Genomic DNA, 16,033 nt, shown 5'->3' on the forward strand with positions numbered 1-16,033 from the left:
AGAAACAACATGATGAAATCACTTCACCAATTTGAGCAGCGAACCACAAACCGCGAGGGAAGTGCGCTCATCGTTGTTCTGGTGGTCATCGTGATGCTCAGCCTCGGTGCATATACATTCTCTGAGTTAATGATCACCGAGTATCAAGCGGCCGACACTTACGGGCGGCAGGTTCGAGCGCAACTCTGGGCCGAATCGGGTGTCGAATACGTCACAACTCTTCTCACTCCCGACGGGGGCGGATTCGACAACAACCTGTACGACAACTCATCGCTGTTCCACATGGCGATGGACTCAGACGGCGGGTTTGCGATCGTCGCGCCGTTGGAAAACTATACTTCCACAGCCGCGACCGGTCAGACAACAAGTTCGGGCCTTCGCTTTGGTCTTGTGGATGAATGTGCAAAATTGAATGTCAACGTTCTCGCCAAATTCGATCCGGAATCGGGCTTCGGTCGAGACTTGCTGCTTGGGCTTCCCAATATGACAGAAGATGTGGCCGACGCCATTCTCGACTGGATCGACGAAGACGATGAGCCTCGCGAGTTCGGAGCAGAAGCGGACAGCTATTCACTGGTCATTCCCCGGAACGGTCCCATCAGTTCGCTCGAAGAATTGCTCCTGGTGATGGGTGTCGATCCGTTCTTAATGTATGGAGAAGACGGGAACCGCAACGGCGTTCTTGATCCCAATGAGGACGATGCCGATCAGTCACTCCCCTACGACAATGCAGACGGAGTTCTTGATCTGGGCTGGTCCGCACATCTCACCGTGTCGAGTAAAGAAGGGAACTTCCGGCACGCCTACGACCGGTTTGGCGAGGAACGCTTAAACGTCAACGAGCCCCTTCTAACCGATCTTTATGATTTGCTCGAAGAAGAATACGGAACCGACATCGCAACGTTCATAACTGCGTATCGTCTCAAAGGACCGGCAACGGATGAGACACTTGGAGTCGACCTCGACGACATCGCGATGGAAGTGCTCGTTCCGGATGAAAACCCGCTCATTGGTTTCGGTGACTCTGAGTCGACTGGTGATCTCGCCACTGATGAAGCACTTGCCGATGCTGCGGAAGGCGTCGCTGATGCTCTCTTCTCAGGTGATGGCGGAGCTGTAACTCGCGGGGGCATGGATCTCACCGAAGGAGCGAGCACGGAAATCAACTCACTCTTTGAATTGATCGATGCAGAAGTTGTCGTCGAAATCGAAGGTCGGGAAACCACTCTCACCAGCCCGTGGACAAGCGATCCCGGGCTGTTACAAGAATCACTCCCTGATTTAATGGACTCGCTGACGGTTACGACTCAAAGTGAAATCATCGGACGGCTGAACATCAATCAGGCACGTCCCGAAGTTCTCATGGGAATTCCCGGGATTCCGGAGGATCTTCCCGGACTCATCGTCGCGACGAGAGAACGACTCGCCAACGATTCCAGTCAGCTGGCCACGTCCGGCTGGCTCCTGACGCGGGGACTTGTTGACCTGGAAACAATGCGCCTTCTTGACGGATTTATCACCACGCGCGGTGATGTCATGAGTATGCAAGTCATCGGTTACGCCGATCGCGGAGGTCCAATCACGCGGATTGAAGCGGTCGTCGATGCCAGCCAGGAAATCCCTCAAGTGATCTCACAACGTGTCCTGACCGAACTGGGGCCAGGTTACCGAAGAGACCAATTGCCGGCGTTCGGGCAGGATGCCAATCCGTAACGATATCAAAGACCTTCGTATGAACACTTTCGAAATTTGACGACCCGGAATCGGGTTCGAACAATTTCCACTGCCATCTATTTTCATTGCCATCTGACTGCCAGACGTCAACCTGAGACCGAATTCCATGTCCACAAAACTCATTGTCGAATGGTCCCGCTATGCAACAAGATTTTTGCAGGCTGACACGTCAGGCCGTGTCTCTCATGTTGCAGAGTTTTCGCACGATCAGCTGAACGACATGACGACACCGGCGGACGAAATCGCCGACTCGCTCTCCTCCTGGATGAAGAGTTCGGGAGTCACCGCCGGACCTGCGACTCTGCTTCTGCCACGAGAGTCTGTCGTGGCTCGCTTGTTACAGCTCCCGCAAGCTCCTCCGGAAGAAATTCCCGATCTCGTCCGTTTTCAGGCAGCTGCCAAGTCAGCCATGCCGATCGACGACCTCGCCTTCGACTACTTACCTGTGCATGGAGATTCCAGCCACGACAGTCATGCTGTCTTGACGATCTCGACCGAAAAACGACAGCTCACGCGAATCCAGAACGTCCTCCGGTCGATCGGTATCGAAGTTGAGCGGGTCACCGTTTCTCCCCTCGCCATCGCGAATGTGGTCCATCAATTTTCGAATGCAAGCCTCGGCAGCGATGAACCAGAAATGGTCATCTACCAGCGAGGCCTTGATCTCGAAATCTCGATTTTCGATCGCCGATCTCTCGTCTTCAGTCACAGCATCAATCTGCCTGACACCGATCACCTGAAACCACTTGAGAGCGCGCTCACCCGTTCGATTGTCGCACTCAATCAAACTCATCCGAACGTCTCCATCGATCGATGTTTTCTCGTCGGCAGCCACACTGACGACTCGATTCGCACGTTCCTCGAACAACGCTTTCGTGGAAACGTCCAGCATGTCTCAATCGACGAAGCTCATAGCCGCAGCCACGACATCGCCGGATTCGAACCGCTCATCGGAGCGGCCATTCCTCCGCCGGAACAAGACCTCTCCGTCGACTTGATTCATCCTCGAAAGAGAATCGAGAAACCAGACCGAAGCCGGCTCTATTGGACTGTCGGCGGAGTGCTCGCAGCTTCCGCCCTGCTCTTGGGATACTTTGTCTTTCGCTCGCAGAAACTCAATCTCGAAGCGAGTATCGTAGACATTGATTCAAAGATCTTCCAGATCAACAAGGTCCTGGAGGCGGGCAAACCAACGATGAATGCGTTCAGCAATATCGATCAGTGGCAACTTGGAGATGCCCCTCCGATCGACTCGTGGAACTCGTTGCGAAATTCATTTCCCGGCACCGATCGAGTCTATCTGAGCGAACTCCGGTTCTCACCACTCAGTGATCCTGCATTCAGCGCCCAGTTCAAGGGAATTGGATTCGCCAAGCAGCGATCGGACATCGAACAACTCGCAGACTTGCTGGTTCGAAATGGCTTCGAAGTGATTCCGACAACACCCCGAAACAGCGGGATTGACCCAGACTATCCATTCACATTCGATATGGATGTGAAACAGATCCGTGTGATCACATTGCCTCCGTCCAAGGAAGAAGAGGCCGTCGAAACGGCTCAGTCAGAAGCAGACGCAGCGAGCCCGTCGAAGTCCTGAAGAACGACAGCTTGATCACACGCAAAACTTTCATGACGTCACAGTCTTTCAATTGAGTTCATATCATGCAGCAGCGTGAAAAAATACTGGCAATTCTTTTGGGTGGAGTGGTCCTCTTTTGGTTCGGCATGCCGATCTTCAAGGGCTATTTCGTCGAACCTCTGAATCAACTGGAAGCTCAAGAGAGCACCCGGATGCAAGAGTCTCGGACGAAAATGGCTCAACAGATCGAACTTGCAAAACAGGGCAAAGCTCTCGAAGACTGGAAACGGATCAGTCTGCCGCCAAAACCGACGGATGCTCACCGTCTTTATCAGGATTGGTTGACAGATATCGCACTGATGTCGGGATTCACAAACCCTCGATTCACACTCGAGAACCGGTCACAAAAAGATGACACCTACGTTCGCATTCCGGTCAAAATTGAAGCCGAAGCGACTCTTCAGGAGGTCGCTCAGTTTCTCGATCGCTTCGAGTCAGTGGATCTCCTGCAGAGGATTTCCAAGTGCGATGTGACCAGCCCGGTTTCTGAGGGAAACCCCAAGCTGAAAGTGACTCTCACAGCTGAAGGCCTGTCCATTCAGTCTGCCGAAGATCGCAACGAACTGTTTCCGCAAGTTCCCCTCGAAGAAGAGCTCGGAAAAGAACAGACACGGCTCACTCTCTTAAACACCCCCGAAGACTTCCCCACAACGGTTCCATTTCGAATTCGGATCGGCGACGAATTCTGCAACGTCACCGAAATGGTCGACAATGAATGGACTCTGCAGCGAGGGGTCGCAAAGACATTTGCCAATGATCATCCTGCCGGAACATCAATCGAGCTCTTTCCAATCTCGACGAAGAAAGGATCCGACCAGCGGGCTGTTCAGAACATGTGGAGTCAGTCCTTCTTTACGAAGCCGGCTCCTTCCGTCGAATACGAACCGCAGCTCGCCGATCGAGAAACTCCCACAGCCATTCGAGGACGCAAGTTCGAACATCAACTGAAGGTCACCGGATGGAATCCAGCGTTCGGACAACCACGCTACACGCTCATCAATGGTCCCGAAGGATTGGACATCGATGAACGTTCCGGGACGATCAGCTGGCCCGTCAGCACCTCCGTCGAAACTGGAGACCTGATGATTGAAGCGGCCGTTTGGGGTTCTGCAAGCAAAGAAGCTGGCTTCACCGACACACTCAATCTGAAAGTCCGGGACCCGAACGAGGCCCCCGTGATTGATGGCCCGAAGTCACTCACGTTTTACCTCGGCCGAGAATCTGTTGTGCCCGTTTCCGCACACGATCCGGACGCCGACAGCAGCCTGCTCACGTACTCCATCGCAAACGGTCCACAGGGAATGACCATCGATTCCAGAACAGGCACGATTCGCTGGAAGCCGCCGGAATCAATGGAAACAGAAGCTTCGTCTGTTCAAGTGACCGCCACAGATGCCGATCCGGACGAAGAACACCGCGCATCGACAACCGTCACAATTCCGATTTCTGTTGAAGAAGACTCTGCACGATTCGCCTACCTCACAGCAAGTTTTACTCGCTCAAACGGGGAAGATCAGGTGATGAAGGAAGCCTGGATTTTCGACCGCGCAACCAACACCCGGACCACTTTGCACGAAGGGGATCAGTTCCGAATCTCTGATTTCGATATGACTGTCGCTGAAATCGGCCCGGACTACATCAAAGTGCGAAGAAACGGCGGGCTGTATCAACTCAACTTCGAACAACCGCTGGTGATGATGACGCAGCTGGCAGTTGCTGATCAAGATTACAATCCGGTTCCGGTCGATGAACCGAACGAACCAGAGCCAGCCGACCCACCTGCGACCACAAACGAAGCGGAACCGGCTGAACCGGCCGCGACCGACACACCGACTCAACCTGAAGCGTCGGACGAAGCAGACGCCGATGAAACCACTGAAGAATCCACCGACGAGAAACCCGCTGACGAAACCGATTCGGTCAGCTAATAACTCGTCGAATCTCGCTCACGTCCATTTCAAAGATGAAAACTCATCGCGCAACGACTCCAGACTCTTCCTATTGACGGTCGACTCGAGTGCAGAGAAACCCTCAGAATGTTATCGATGAGAGTGGCTGGGAATTGATTCCCGGTGCGTATGGTCCGGAGCATCTTTCACGAATTTCAGAATCCCTCGAGCGAATCGTCAATCTTCAGGACTCCGCTGTTCGTCAAAGTGACGGAGCAGTCTACGCCGCCCGCAACGTCTTACAGCTTGTCCCCAACCTTCCCGAGCTTTGGCCCGCTCGAGTGATTGTGCAACGTCTGAAAGACGTGCTTGGCCCCCGTTGTGGATTGGTCAGAGCACTCTACTTTGACAAACCACCCCAGCAGACTTGGGCACTTCCATGGCACAAAGACCTCCTCATCGCCATCGAGTCCGGAAGTCCAAAAGCGGAAAACTACTCACGTCCTCGACTTCGTGCTGGTGTGCTGCACACTGAACCACCCATCGAAGTACTACAGTCTATGCTCACTGTCAGAATTCATCTCGATCCAACGACCGAAACGAACGGATGCCTGCGAGTCCTCTCGGGATCACATCAGTCGGGAAAAGAGTTGATCATCGACGGTTATCCGATGAAATCAATTCATTCTCGGCCAGGAGATGTCCTCTTAATGCGCCCTCTTCTGGTTCATGCCAGTGGGCGATCGAAGCCGGAATGCCAAGACCACCGGCGCATTCTGCATTTGGAGTTCGCAGCACATGAGCAACTCCCGGCAGGAGTTCGCTGGCACACGTTTCATCGTGTCGACTGAGCGAAACTTTCTTTCTGCAGCGCCCCGTCTATTCCGTCAGGAGATTTCTTTTTTGATCTCCAAAAGCTCCTGACGTTCTGGCATCGACTTGTAAAACGGATCGAGTGGATAGCATCCGGAAACGATTCCGTTTCGAGGAGCTGTCGTGCAGTCGCTGAAAGTCCGGCAGATTTTCTTTCGCTTCATGACCTCTCCCGCAATGACATCAGCGGGCAATTCAGGGTACGACAACACCATTCGCCCGAGCCCCACAAAGTCGACATGTCCGTTCTTGACGGCATGCTGCCCGACATTCGGAAGCCATTCCTGCAAATACGAGTAGCCAGATCCAACCAGGACCATGTCAGGATTCGCTTCCTTGATCTGACGCGTGACATTGATCTGTCGAGCCACACCAACCAGTGGATCTTCAGGAGGAAGATATCCGTCCGATGGCGGGAAGATTGCCGGACGCTGCATGTGGGGGTTGTAGTACGGACTTCCACAACTGATACAAACCAGTTTGACTTCCAGCTCGCGCAAGATCTGCATGAACTGTTGAGGTTCCGTCAAATCAATTCCGGTTCCGGTCTCGTCTCCACCGAAGGCGAACTTGTAGTCCCCATTGGTCGACGGAACACCGATCCGGTCTTCTCCGGGTTCGAAGGGGGAGAAGTCGAAGATGCTGACTCGCGTTCCGATCTCAAGTCCCGGTGCTTCTGCTCGAATCCCTGAAACGATCTCGCGGAGAAAACGAGTACGATTCTCCAAGCTGCCACCGAATCGGCCCGGTCGATCATAGCCGGAGAGAATTTCATGGCCGAGATAACCATGACAATGTTTGATGTCGACGAACTTGTACCCAGCCTTCTGGGCCCGAACGGATGCAATCACAAAATCGTCGATCAGTTTCGACAAGTCATCATCGCTTAGAATCGCTTCGTCGCTGCTGATCGCAAACTTTTGATCCAGAACCGGATGGCGATACGCGATGCGAGGTTCGAGTCGTGACTTCTCATTGGGTCGTGCAAATCGACCGGAATGAGTCAGCTGAAGCCCGACCAATAAGTCGTCCGTCGTTCCAAAATACTCGAGATGTGTTTGCTCAAGAAGCTCACGCAGTGCGACGAGTTCGCCGAGATTCTCTTCGGTACACATCAATTGATTGGGGTTCGCCCGACCATCCTGTCGAACCGCCACCGCTTCGCCGCCCCAGATCAGTTTGGCTCCGCTGAGGCCAAAATTTTGCCACCTCCGACGAGTCAGATCGGTCGGCTTTCCGTCGCGGGTTCCATCCCAGCCTTCCATCGGAAGAATACAGAACCGGTTCCCGATCGTTTGACTGGAGTATTGAAACGACTGGCCGAGTGCGGACTGCTTTCCCGATTCCACGTTTTCATCAAACGGGAGATCAACGTTCAACGAATCAAGATAGGCGCGGAAATCGTTCGCTGTTTTGAGAGTGGAGACACGCGGGTACGACATGGCTGAGTTTTCATATAAAAGAAGCCGCCGACTTCTCAGTCGACGGCCTGTCCTGAGAATGCATCAAGACATGTTACTCAAACAAGGTCGCTCCCGGAATCGCCATCGGCCGTAAATCAACGGGTGTGTCCCAGTTGCCGATTTCAGGGACGAGCTTCTCTTCCGAGTTCCAGGCCATGTCCCAGGTCACCTCTTTCCCGGTGTACCCAGCCATGCGTCCCATGATGGCCATCATGGTGCTCGTGACCATTCGCTCGCCATTGTCAATCGGATTGCCTTCACGGATCGATTTGAACATCTCGTTATGTTCGACTTGATACATGTTCGGAGTTGGCCCCTTGTAGCGCCAATCTTCCGCACCAGAGATCGAAGCTCCCCGGCGAGTGATCGTTCCTTTTCCTTTCGAACCGAGAACATAGAAGTTGTTCTCGTTGTGACATCCGGAAATCTGCCGTTGAGCCATGAACGCACGAGTGTCGTCCTCCCAAAGGTAGTTCACTTCGATGTGATCGAAGATGTTCCCCCCCTTGGCCGGAACCTGACGCCCACCCACAGCGGTACAACTGACAGGCGGCTTGTCTCCTTTGGACCAGGCAATCCAGTCGACAGTATGACATGCCTGCTCAACGAGCCCATCGCCGGACAACCACGTGAAGTTGTACCAGTTGCGGACCATCCACTCGAGATCGCTCATGCCTTCCGGACGAGTCGATTCATCGGGCATCGTCTTGACTGGATTCGTGAGATATGTCCCGTATGAACAGAGAACGTCGCCGATATCGCCAGCGAGAACTTTCTCGAAGAAAGCTCGCTTCGCAGAGTCATAACGCCAACAGAAGCCAGCGACGACAGCCAGATTCTTTTCTTGCGCTCGCTTGACCGCTGCCATGACGCGGCGAACTCCCGGAGCATCGGTCGCCATCGGCTTCTCGGTGAAGATGTGCTTCCCTTTTTCGACAGCGTATTCGAACTGTTCCGGACGGAATCCCGGAGGCGTTGCGAGAATGACAACGTCACACGAATCAATCACATACCGGAAGGCATCCAAACCGGAGAACTGGTGATCTTCGTCCACCTGAACTCGGTCAGCGATTGCTTTCTGGGCTTTCAATGACTTGATTGAGCTTTCAATCTTTTCAGGAAACGCATCGCCCATCGCGACCAGCACAGCATTGGGATCTGCGTTCAACGCTTGATTCGCTGCGCCGGACCCGCGTCCGCCACATCCGACGAGACCGACTCGGATCTTTTCATCACCAGCTGCGTACAGCCCGGCCTTACCGGAAAATCCGCTCATCAAAGCCATTGCAGTACCCGCTTCTGCGGTTGACTTCAGGAAGGAGCGTCGTGTTGTGTCATTCGACGAATTCGACATGCTGCTATCTCTCTTGGAAGATGCGAGGAGGGTTGAGGAAGGTCATTCTCAAAGAAACCCCAAAACAGAAAATCGTTCGGGCGCTCGAGGAGACGAAAACGCATCCAGAAGCTGTCTGTAACATTGTGAATGTTTGAAAGCACTTGGCGAAAGAGTCTTTGCAATTTCGCGCGAGCAAACAGAACGACAACGATCGCAAACAGTCCAAGCGAATGCACAAGAAAGAGCAACGCGCTCTAGAGACCACTCGATTGGCAAACTTCAGAAGCACTATTCGTCAATTCCAGATAAGTTTCGGGATCTCATCCAGATCGATATTAGCGAGAGTCCAGTACAGAGGAAACTCTTTCCCCTGTTTCCTCGTCCCTTTCACGAAATTGAAATCGACCGATCACAACTCGGTGATCTGACTCGTCGCTTGAGTCATAAACGCACTCCACTGGAATCAGGTTCTGATTGATCCAGATTTGATCGAGTGCCAGCACCGGAAACGGGAGTGGCCACGATCCGCGGTAGCCCTGACCAACGGCGTCAAACAGATTCTGATGACGCTCCCGAAGGGCATCAAACGCATGCGATTCCGCCGGTGTATTGAAGTCTCCCATAATCAACAGATGTCGATCTTTGAAAGTGGTCGCCACATACGCGAGTTCATCGAGAATCGGACGACGCATCACAAGAGGATTGGCAGTCATGTCAACGACGATGCACGTGAGTTCACGTCCGTCGACTTCGATCGATTGTTCGCATCCCACCGACCCATGCCCCAACCAGTGCACGAAGCTACGTCCCTCTGGCTTCCGGCTCAACAACCCCAGCCCCTTGTAGAGAAACGAAAACTGATAGTCCGGCAGCAACCGATTCCAACGGGCAGTTTCTTCTTCCGGATGTTGACCGATTTCGACCAGCCCAATGACATCCGGTTGATGAAATCGCACCTTCTCCAGAAACGAGTCACACTCCTGCTTTCGCGAAAGATTGGCGAACATCACCGTCACAGCATCGTCTTTGACGACGCTGGGGGTGTCGAATCTCCATTCACGATTCACCCAACTTCCGCAGAGCATCACACAACAAAGAGCCCAAAAGACCGCCGACCGGTAACTCCGCTGCCATGCTGAATTGTAGAAAAGGAGCCCGCTGCTGACAGCGACAACAGGTAGCGGCGTCGCATAGAAATACGCGGAAGCACCCCAGTACGAATCTTGCACAGTGAGACGAATAACGATCGACAGCAACGTAAATATTGCCATTCCGATCCAGCCAAGCGAAACCCACATCTTCCACTTGCGGCCCATCGATTTTTCACGCTGCTGATTCATAAACCGCATCGACTGAGTGGAAGAACGTCCGCAAGGGAAGCGATTTGAAACTCCGGATCGATGTCACTTCGCTCCGCTCCAAGATGAACAGCCCGGAGCCCTGCATTTCGGGCGCCAGTATAGTCATTCGCGAAGTCGTCTCCGACCATGAGGATCTCTTCGGGAGCACACTGACACCGTTCGACGAGTGCGTTGTAGAACTCCAAGCTTGGCTTTCGCCATCCGATTTCGGACGAAATCAAACGGACATCAATGTCGCATAAGATTGGATTCCCGTCCAATGCCGTGTGCAGCCGTCGATCGAAATTCGAAGCAATCGCGACACCAAACCCTTCCGATTGAAGAACGGAAATCACGTCCGCTGCGTGATCTGCGATTCGCCAGGATTCCGGGAGCGAGAAGTGCTGATACAGTTCATGAAAACAATCGTCTGAATTTTCAACGGTCCCCAGCACTTCGCCGACGATCCGCTTCCAGAAATTCAGTTCATGTTCTTCGCTTGTAGAGAACGTCCGCTGATGCTCAGCAAACGCATTTTGAAATCGACTCCGGACGATTTCTGTTGAAAGATCAGCCCCGTACCGATTTCCGATGCGGGTATATGTTTCTGCAACTCCCGGATTAGCGAAAATCAACGTTCCCACTGCATCGAATGCGATCCAGCGAATCGGAACCTTGCTCGGCGAGTTTTTCATACGTCAATCTTCGACACTGTCAATTCCGCCAGCGCGACCGGATGATCCAATCCGAAATTCAGAATCACTTCCGGATGAAGTTCGCCGAGGACTCCACGAACTTCGGAGTCGGTTTCAAAGGCAGCCACACGTCCCGGAATGAATGATGGATGCGTGATTGACTCGAACGTCGCTGTCGCTCCGATTTCGAACATCAGTGAATCGATGACTGACCGAATCGAGGCATAACTGGCATCTTTTCCCATTTCGACAATCGCGAGATGACGTTCTTCCCGGGCTCCGGTCTCCGCCTGAGAGTCCAGCACGGTGACGTTATCCAGTTCAAAAAACCGCAGAGGCAGCGGCGCACGTCGATTCTCGCGCAGGTGTTCCATTACACCCGTCATGAGATGAGTCCGCACAACGGTCATTGCTTTTAACTTCGGATTCGCGATTTTGGGATAAGAATCCGGAACCGGAAGTTTGAACTTCTCGAAGTGCAGCTCCTCGGTCGTCATCGGCAGGCTCATGATTTCGCCGTAACCGAGACCGAGCATGACACTGCGAAACATATCGCTTTGGTCATCTTCCGGTCGCGATTGACCAGTCGTCGCCTGGCCCGCATAGCTCGGAACAATATTCTTGTATCCGTAGCCAATCGCCAGATCTTCGAAGACATCGACCATGTGTTTGAAGTCTGTTCGCAGAGCCGGATATCGAACTGTGAACCGGGAATCAGATCCATCGACCGGAGTGACGTCGAGTCTCATTCGATTGAGAGAAGCTTTGAGGGAATCCTGATCGAGAGGCAGTCCAAGCCACCGATTTGCAGACTCGAGGTCAATCTCGACTTCTCGCGGAGAGAGATCGGGCGAGTCAAAAGTTTCCCCACTGAGCGGCTTAACGGAGACCGATTTTGCCGTTCCGCCCATCTCCAGAAGCGACGACACAAACGTGTCCAGCGACTTGACCACTGCCGACTCGCTGATGCCGGTCACATCAATGAACAACCGGCGCGAATTCTGAGAGACTTTCGTCGATTCGCTGTTGATGATCGGCGGCATCGAGAGAACGACACCTTTCGAGTCTTTGAGAACCGGAAAACGACGATGATCTTCGAGTAGTTTGGCGTATGCGGTCCCTTTGGGATGTTTCTCGAGAATCTCGCGACCCGTCATCTGTTCACCGGGGCGACCGAGTGGCTCGAACCGCTCCGAGTCGGGATCGATCGTCGTGTATTGAAGCGGTCCGGAAATCTGATCGAGGTCGTACACTCCAATCGACGCCAGCTTGCGGTCTCTGCCCACTCCCCAGTGCAGAGCTTCCTGAAGCTTCATCAAGGCGACGAGCGTTGCATCATCAATCTGTTCCATTTCGACAATGGCGCATCGAATGAATGGACGCTGACAGTCCTCTCCATCCACTGACGGATCAACGACTAATTCAAGATCCGATGTACCAACGTCATACTTCGGGAGCCCGACGACTTCCTCAAAGTACCCCTTAAGAGCCCGTGCAATCCCTCCGACGTCAAACAGGTCGGGACGAGCTGCAAGGAGATCAAGGCGAATCACTTGACTCTCCCCAATCCGCTCAAAGGGTTGTTCCTGCTCGTGTTCGCACCAGTTGCATCGCCGAGTGACGTCTGCCCCGAGCGATCCTTCGACGGCATTCCCGCACACCGGACAGCGAAATCGCTCGACGGTCACGATGTCCTCAACGTCACATCCAATCTGTTCGAGGGTATCGGCGAGTTCTTCAACTGCGTACTCTTTCCCAAGCAGCTTGTTCAGCCATTCCCCTTCGACATTAATGACAGGCACGCCATCGACTCCCGGTTTCAGCCTTTTCTGGAACAAAGTACGCATCCCGCACGGCGGTTTGATGCGGCTCAGAGGAAATCTTCTCCCTCAAAGCGTGATTCCAGAGCATTTCTCTAGTGATATTTCAAAAACTCAAGTGAACGGAGACCGTAAACGACCGAATCCGTCGGTCCACAAGAGTCAACAGATCGCAATAAATTGTGATGAATTCGAAAATCCATCGAAGAAAGACGAGTAGGATAGCTCGTGTTGAAGGGCGAATGGAGTCCATCGGGAACATTTTCAACGATCGCCCGAAACGCACACTCATCCACCTTTGACCGAATCTTGATGCGACTGGGACCAGTCTGCAAGGCGATTCAGCAACAAACGCACCTCACCGCGATCGATCGCTTCTTCAGCCGATCGAACTCCTTCCGTGAGTGAACGCGCCCGCCCGCTGCACAACAGAGCTGCTGCCGTATTCGCAACAACCATTCTGCGTGCAGGTCCCGCCTGACCACTGATGATGCTCCGAATAACGTCAGCACTCTCACCGGGCGAAGAGACTTTCAACTCGTCCGGATGGCACTCTTCAAGGCCGAAGTCGGCGGCGGTCCATTCCATCAAGGCCGGTGGATTGTTTCCAGTCACTTCCCAGACGCGCGTCTTTCCCCACAACGACACTTCGTCCAGCTGATCATTCCCGCAGACCACAAACGTCTTCTTTGTTCCGAGCCGACTTGCTGCCTGAGCAATTCGTTCGGCGTTTTCGTCTCGATTTGCTCCTAGAAGCTGGAACTCTGCACTGGCCGGATTCGTGAGTGGTCCGAGCAGATTGAAAATCGTCCGGATACCTAATTCTGATCGAATCGGAGCAACGTGTTTCATCGCTCCATGGAAGAGCCTGGCGTAACAAAAACAGATCCCCAACTCATCCAGACACTTCCCCGCCATCTCCGCAGACAGGCCAATATCGACTCCGAGAGCTTCTAGGACATCCGCTGAACCGCTCGAACTCGAAACGCTTCGATTCCCATGTTTCGCAACCGGTTGTCCACACGCAGCGACGACCAACGCTGTTGCTGTACTGATGTTGAATGTATGAAGTTTGTCGCCTCCAGTGCCGCACGTATCGATCAATCCTGTTTGCGACGTTTGAATCTTGAGAGACCGCTTCCGCATCGCTGCTGCGGCTCCGGCGATTTCGGTTTCCGTTTCCCCGTCGACCGCCAGAGCAGTCAGAAACGAGGAGACATCGACCGGCGAACACTCACCGTCCATGATCGCTCCCACCGCAGCCTGCATGGACTCCTCTTGAATCTCTTCGTTCTGAAGAATCTTCTCGATCACTGTGCGAATTGATACATGCATCGGCCGGCGTTTCCTGTCGCTTTGAAAATAAACCTTGCCCGTATTTCAGTGCTGGCTACGCGCCTTCAGAATAAATTGTTCCACAAGCGAGGGAGATTTCACTCCACTCGACGATTCGACGCCGCTGGCCACATCGACTCCCCACGGACGGACAGCCTGAATCGCTGCCTCAACATTGTCGGCCCCCAGTCCGCCAGCAAGGATGAGCGGCGGCCAGTCTTCAAATCGATATCGTGACATGACGAGTTCCCACGGAGCGCTGTGTCCGGTTCCGCCATATGCTCCACTCACTCGAGCATCGACAAGAAAAGCCCGCACATTGACATCTCGTTCGAGATATTTATGCACTTCGTCCTCAAGATGATCGATCGTCTCTTCGTTGACTCGAATGGCTCGAATGATCTGCAGACCGTTCAATGTCGAAGCAAATTCCGGAGACTCGTCTCCGTGCAGCTGCACAGTTTTCAAACCACAACGTTTCACAGCTTCGAAGATTTCCGAAGTAGAATGATTGACGAACAAGCCAATCGGCTCGATCTCTTTCGGGAGAGACTCTGCAATCTCACTCGCTGTCGACACGTCCACGCACCGTGACGAACGCGAATAGAAATTGAGTCCGATCGCATCCGGCCGGCACGCAGCGACTTCCAGTGCATTCGCGACCGACGTCAACCCGCAGACCTTAATCCACATCAGAGGACTCCTGTGCCACTGGTGATGAGGACTTGGTTTGGGACAGCTTCTTCAGAGTTCGCACGCGATCGATCGTCATCGCTCCCAGCGTCACGATCACAAGAACCACCGTCTCGATGATCAGAACGGAATTCGCATTGCGATTGATCCAGCGATTGGCGGGATTCAATTGGTCACCGAACGTAGCTGCGATGACGATGAAGATCGAAATACAGAATATTGCCGAAACGACGATGACGGGGTAAAACGTCAAGCGATCACGCTTCACTTCATCTGTTGATTCATGCTCGCTTGTCACTTCACTGACCTCGCTTCAACTCTTTGAACAAATCTCTCAACCACTTGAACTCGAACGGGCGACAAACGGTTGCTTCGATCCGTATCGAATCAATCGTTGCCATTCTGCATTTTGCCCAATTCTGCATTGAGCCCATCCGGCTATGTTCCCCGCGTGTTTCCAAACAACTCGATGTGCCGACGAGGGGAAACGGACCAGGAGCGAGCTTTGGCTCCCGGAGAAATCCAACTCATCCGCTGATTCAAATCGTCCACCGTCGTTCCTTGAGGCATGACGAAAACTTTCGACGTATCGATCGAGGGAAACAACGACAGATACTCCTCAACCGCTGACAAGTCATCCGGCACATCAATGACGAACTTGAATTGGTAGTCATACTCCTGAATCAGCCGTTCGATGACTTCAGGCCGATGCCGTCGTGCTTCGTGACGTTCTTGCCAATTCGTTTCGACAGGGGTCGAGTTCGCGAGTTTGGGGCTGATCGACATCAGTTGGGCTTCGACCGGAAGAAAACATGTCCCGGCGGTTTCAATCGTAATGAAGTGGCCGCGTCGGGAAAGTTCCTTCGTCAACGGAACCATATCCGGAACAAGAAGCGGTTCGCCGCCTGTGAGAACAACATGCTCACAATTGAATTCCTCAATCTGCGCGAGCAGTTGATCAATCGAGTACTCCGTCCCTTCCGGATTCCACGAGGTATGGGGAGTGTCACAAAACCAGCACCGAAGGTTGCAGCCCGAAGTTCTCACGAAGCTGCTCGGAACACCGCAATGTTGTCCTTCGCCTTGGATGGAATGAAAAATCTCGGAAATCCACATCGGAATCGGTCGCGCTCGCTTCAGCAATCACCAGCATGTCCAGTCGAATCCGGGGAGTTTACAGGATTCGATGTTGAATCGGCAGTTCCAGCCGATCGGT

The 16,033-nt window shown here is 53.3% G+C and carries 13 protein-coding genes; 4 read left to right on the forward strand and 9 right to left on the reverse strand.

Translation table 11 applies throughout. The annotated features are described in order from the left end of the window. Positions 1–9: 9 nt before the first annotated feature. The 4 genes from KOR42_RS18155 (at position 10) to KOR42_RS18170 (ending at position 6,113) form a co-directional block, all read left to right on the forward strand. The gene (locus KOR42_RS18155; RefSeq protein ID WP_146511263.1) at positions 10–1,713 is read left to right on the forward strand and encodes a type II secretion system protein GspK; all 1,704 of its coding nucleotides are present in this window, start codon (positions 10–12) and stop codon (positions 1,711–1,713) included. Positions 1,714–1,840: 127 nt separating this feature from the next. Next, positions 1,841–3,331, forward strand: a complete 1,491-nt coding sequence (gene pilM / locus KOR42_RS18160; protein WP_146511264.1) for a type IV pilus biogenesis protein PilM — start codon at positions 1,841–1,843, stop codon at positions 3,329–3,331. 65 nt (positions 3,332–3,396) lie between these two features. Further along, on the forward strand, positions 3,397–5,301 hold the full coding sequence (locus KOR42_RS18165) for a putative Ig domain-containing protein (protein ID WP_146511265.1): 1,905 nt from the start codon (positions 3,397–3,399) through the stop codon (positions 5,299–5,301). Positions 5,302–5,390: 89 nt separating this feature from the next. Further along, entirely contained in the window at positions 5,391–6,113 is a 723-nt protein-coding gene (locus tag KOR42_RS18170; RefSeq protein ID WP_146511266.1) for a phytanoyl-CoA dioxygenase family protein, read from the forward strand. A gap of 36 nt (positions 6,114–6,149) precedes the next feature. On the opposite strand, the gene KOR42_RS18175 is transcribed toward KOR42_RS18170, so the two are convergent. The 9 genes from KOR42_RS18175 to KOR42_RS18215 all read right to left on the reverse strand — a co-directional run bounded on the left by KOR42_RS18175 (position 6,150) and on the right by KOR42_RS18215 (position 15,933). Next, the gene (locus KOR42_RS18175) at positions 6,150–7,577 is read right to left on the reverse strand and encodes an oxidoreductase (RefSeq protein WP_146511267.1); all 1,428 of its coding nucleotides are present in this window, start codon (positions 7,575–7,577) and stop codon (positions 6,150–6,152) included. A gap of 73 nt (positions 7,578–7,650) precedes the next feature. Beyond that, entirely contained in the window at positions 7,651–8,952 is a 1,302-nt protein-coding gene (locus tag KOR42_RS18180) for a Gfo/Idh/MocA family protein (RefSeq protein WP_146511268.1), read from the reverse strand. A 317-nt stretch (positions 8,953–9,269) separates the two neighbouring features. Beyond that, the gene (locus KOR42_RS18185; RefSeq protein WP_197441324.1) at positions 9,270–10,274 is read right to left on the reverse strand and encodes an endonuclease/exonuclease/phosphatase family protein; all 1,005 of its coding nucleotides are present in this window, start codon (positions 10,272–10,274) and stop codon (positions 9,270–9,272) included. Next, positions 10,271–10,969, reverse strand: a complete 699-nt coding sequence (locus tag KOR42_RS18190) for an HAD-IA family hydrolase (RefSeq protein WP_146511270.1) — start codon at positions 10,967–10,969, stop codon at positions 10,271–10,273. Before KOR42_RS18190 ends, KOR42_RS18185 begins: the two co-directional genes overlap by 4 nt. Continuing rightward, entirely contained in the window at positions 10,966–12,816 is a 1,851-nt protein-coding gene (gene pheT, locus KOR42_RS18195) for a phenylalanine--tRNA ligase subunit beta (RefSeq protein ID WP_146511271.1), read from the reverse strand. Before pheT ends, KOR42_RS18190 begins: the two co-directional genes overlap by 4 nt. A 261-nt stretch (positions 12,817–13,077) precedes the next feature. Then, positions 13,078–14,124, reverse strand: a complete 1,047-nt coding sequence (gene trpD, locus KOR42_RS18200) for an anthranilate phosphoribosyltransferase (protein WP_146511272.1) — start codon at positions 14,122–14,124, stop codon at positions 13,078–13,080. A gap of 45 nt (positions 14,125–14,169) precedes the next feature. After that, entirely contained in the window at positions 14,170–14,817 is a 648-nt protein-coding gene (locus tag KOR42_RS18205) for a phosphoribosylanthranilate isomerase (RefSeq protein WP_146511273.1), read from the reverse strand. Further along, positions 14,807–15,085: a hypothetical protein gene (locus KOR42_RS18210; RefSeq protein ID WP_146511274.1), complete on the reverse strand. Its 279-nt coding sequence runs from the start codon at positions 15,083–15,085 to the stop codon at positions 14,807–14,809. Before KOR42_RS18210 ends, KOR42_RS18205 begins: the two co-directional genes overlap by 11 nt. A 170-nt stretch (positions 15,086–15,255) precedes the next feature. Then, positions 15,256–15,933, reverse strand: a complete 678-nt coding sequence (locus tag KOR42_RS18215) for a 7-carboxy-7-deazaguanine synthase QueE (RefSeq protein ID WP_146511287.1) — start codon at positions 15,931–15,933, stop codon at positions 15,256–15,258. Positions 15,934–16,033: the final 100 nt, after the last annotated feature.

The sequence above is a fragment of the Thalassoglobus neptunius genome (assembly GCF_007859735.1).
GTDB classification, from domain to species: domain Bacteria; phylum Planctomycetota; class Planctomycetia; order Planctomycetales; family Planctomycetaceae; genus Thalassoglobus; species Thalassoglobus neptunius.

Excerpts from the sequence above, each read along its gene's own strand:
- KOR42_RS18155 (WP_146511263.1), top strand. The coding sequence starts at position 10 with ATGATGAAATCACTTCACCAATTTGAGCAGCGAACCACAAACCGCGAG.
- pilM (WP_146511264.1), top strand. The coding sequence starts at position 1,841 with ATGTCCACAAAACTCATTGTCGAATGGTCCCGCTATGCAACAAGATTT.
- KOR42_RS18165 (WP_146511265.1), top strand. The coding sequence starts at position 3,397 with ATGCAGCAGCGTGAAAAAATACTGGCAATTCTTTTGGGTGGAGTGGTC.
- KOR42_RS18175 (WP_146511267.1), bottom strand. The coding sequence starts at position 7,577 with ATGTCGTACCCGCGTGTCTCCACTCTCAAAACAGCGAACGATTTCCGC.
- KOR42_RS18180 (WP_146511268.1), bottom strand. The coding sequence starts at position 8,952 with ATGTCGAATTCGTCGAATGACACAACACGACGCTCCTTCCTGAAGTCA.
- KOR42_RS18185 (WP_197441324.1), bottom strand. The coding sequence starts at position 10,274 with ATGAATCAGCAGCGTGAAAAATCGATGGGCCGCAAGTGGAAGATGTGG.
- KOR42_RS18190 (WP_146511270.1), bottom strand. The coding sequence starts at position 10,969 with ATGAAAAACTCGCCGAGCAAGGTTCCGATTCGCTGGATCGCATTCGAT.
- pheT (WP_146511271.1), bottom strand. The coding sequence starts at position 12,816 with ATGCGTACTTTGTTCCAGAAAAGGCTGAAACCGGGAGTCGATGGCGTG.
- trpD (WP_146511272.1), bottom strand. The coding sequence starts at position 14,124 with ATGCATGTATCAATTCGCACAGTGATCGAGAAGATTCTTCAGAACGAA.
- KOR42_RS18205 (WP_146511273.1), bottom strand. The coding sequence starts at position 14,817 with ATGTGGATTAAGGTCTGCGGGTTGACGTCGGTCGCGAATGCACTGGAA.
- KOR42_RS18215 (WP_146511287.1), bottom strand. The coding sequence starts at position 15,933 with ATGTGGATTTCCGAGATTTTTCATTCCATCCAAGGCGAAGGACAACAT.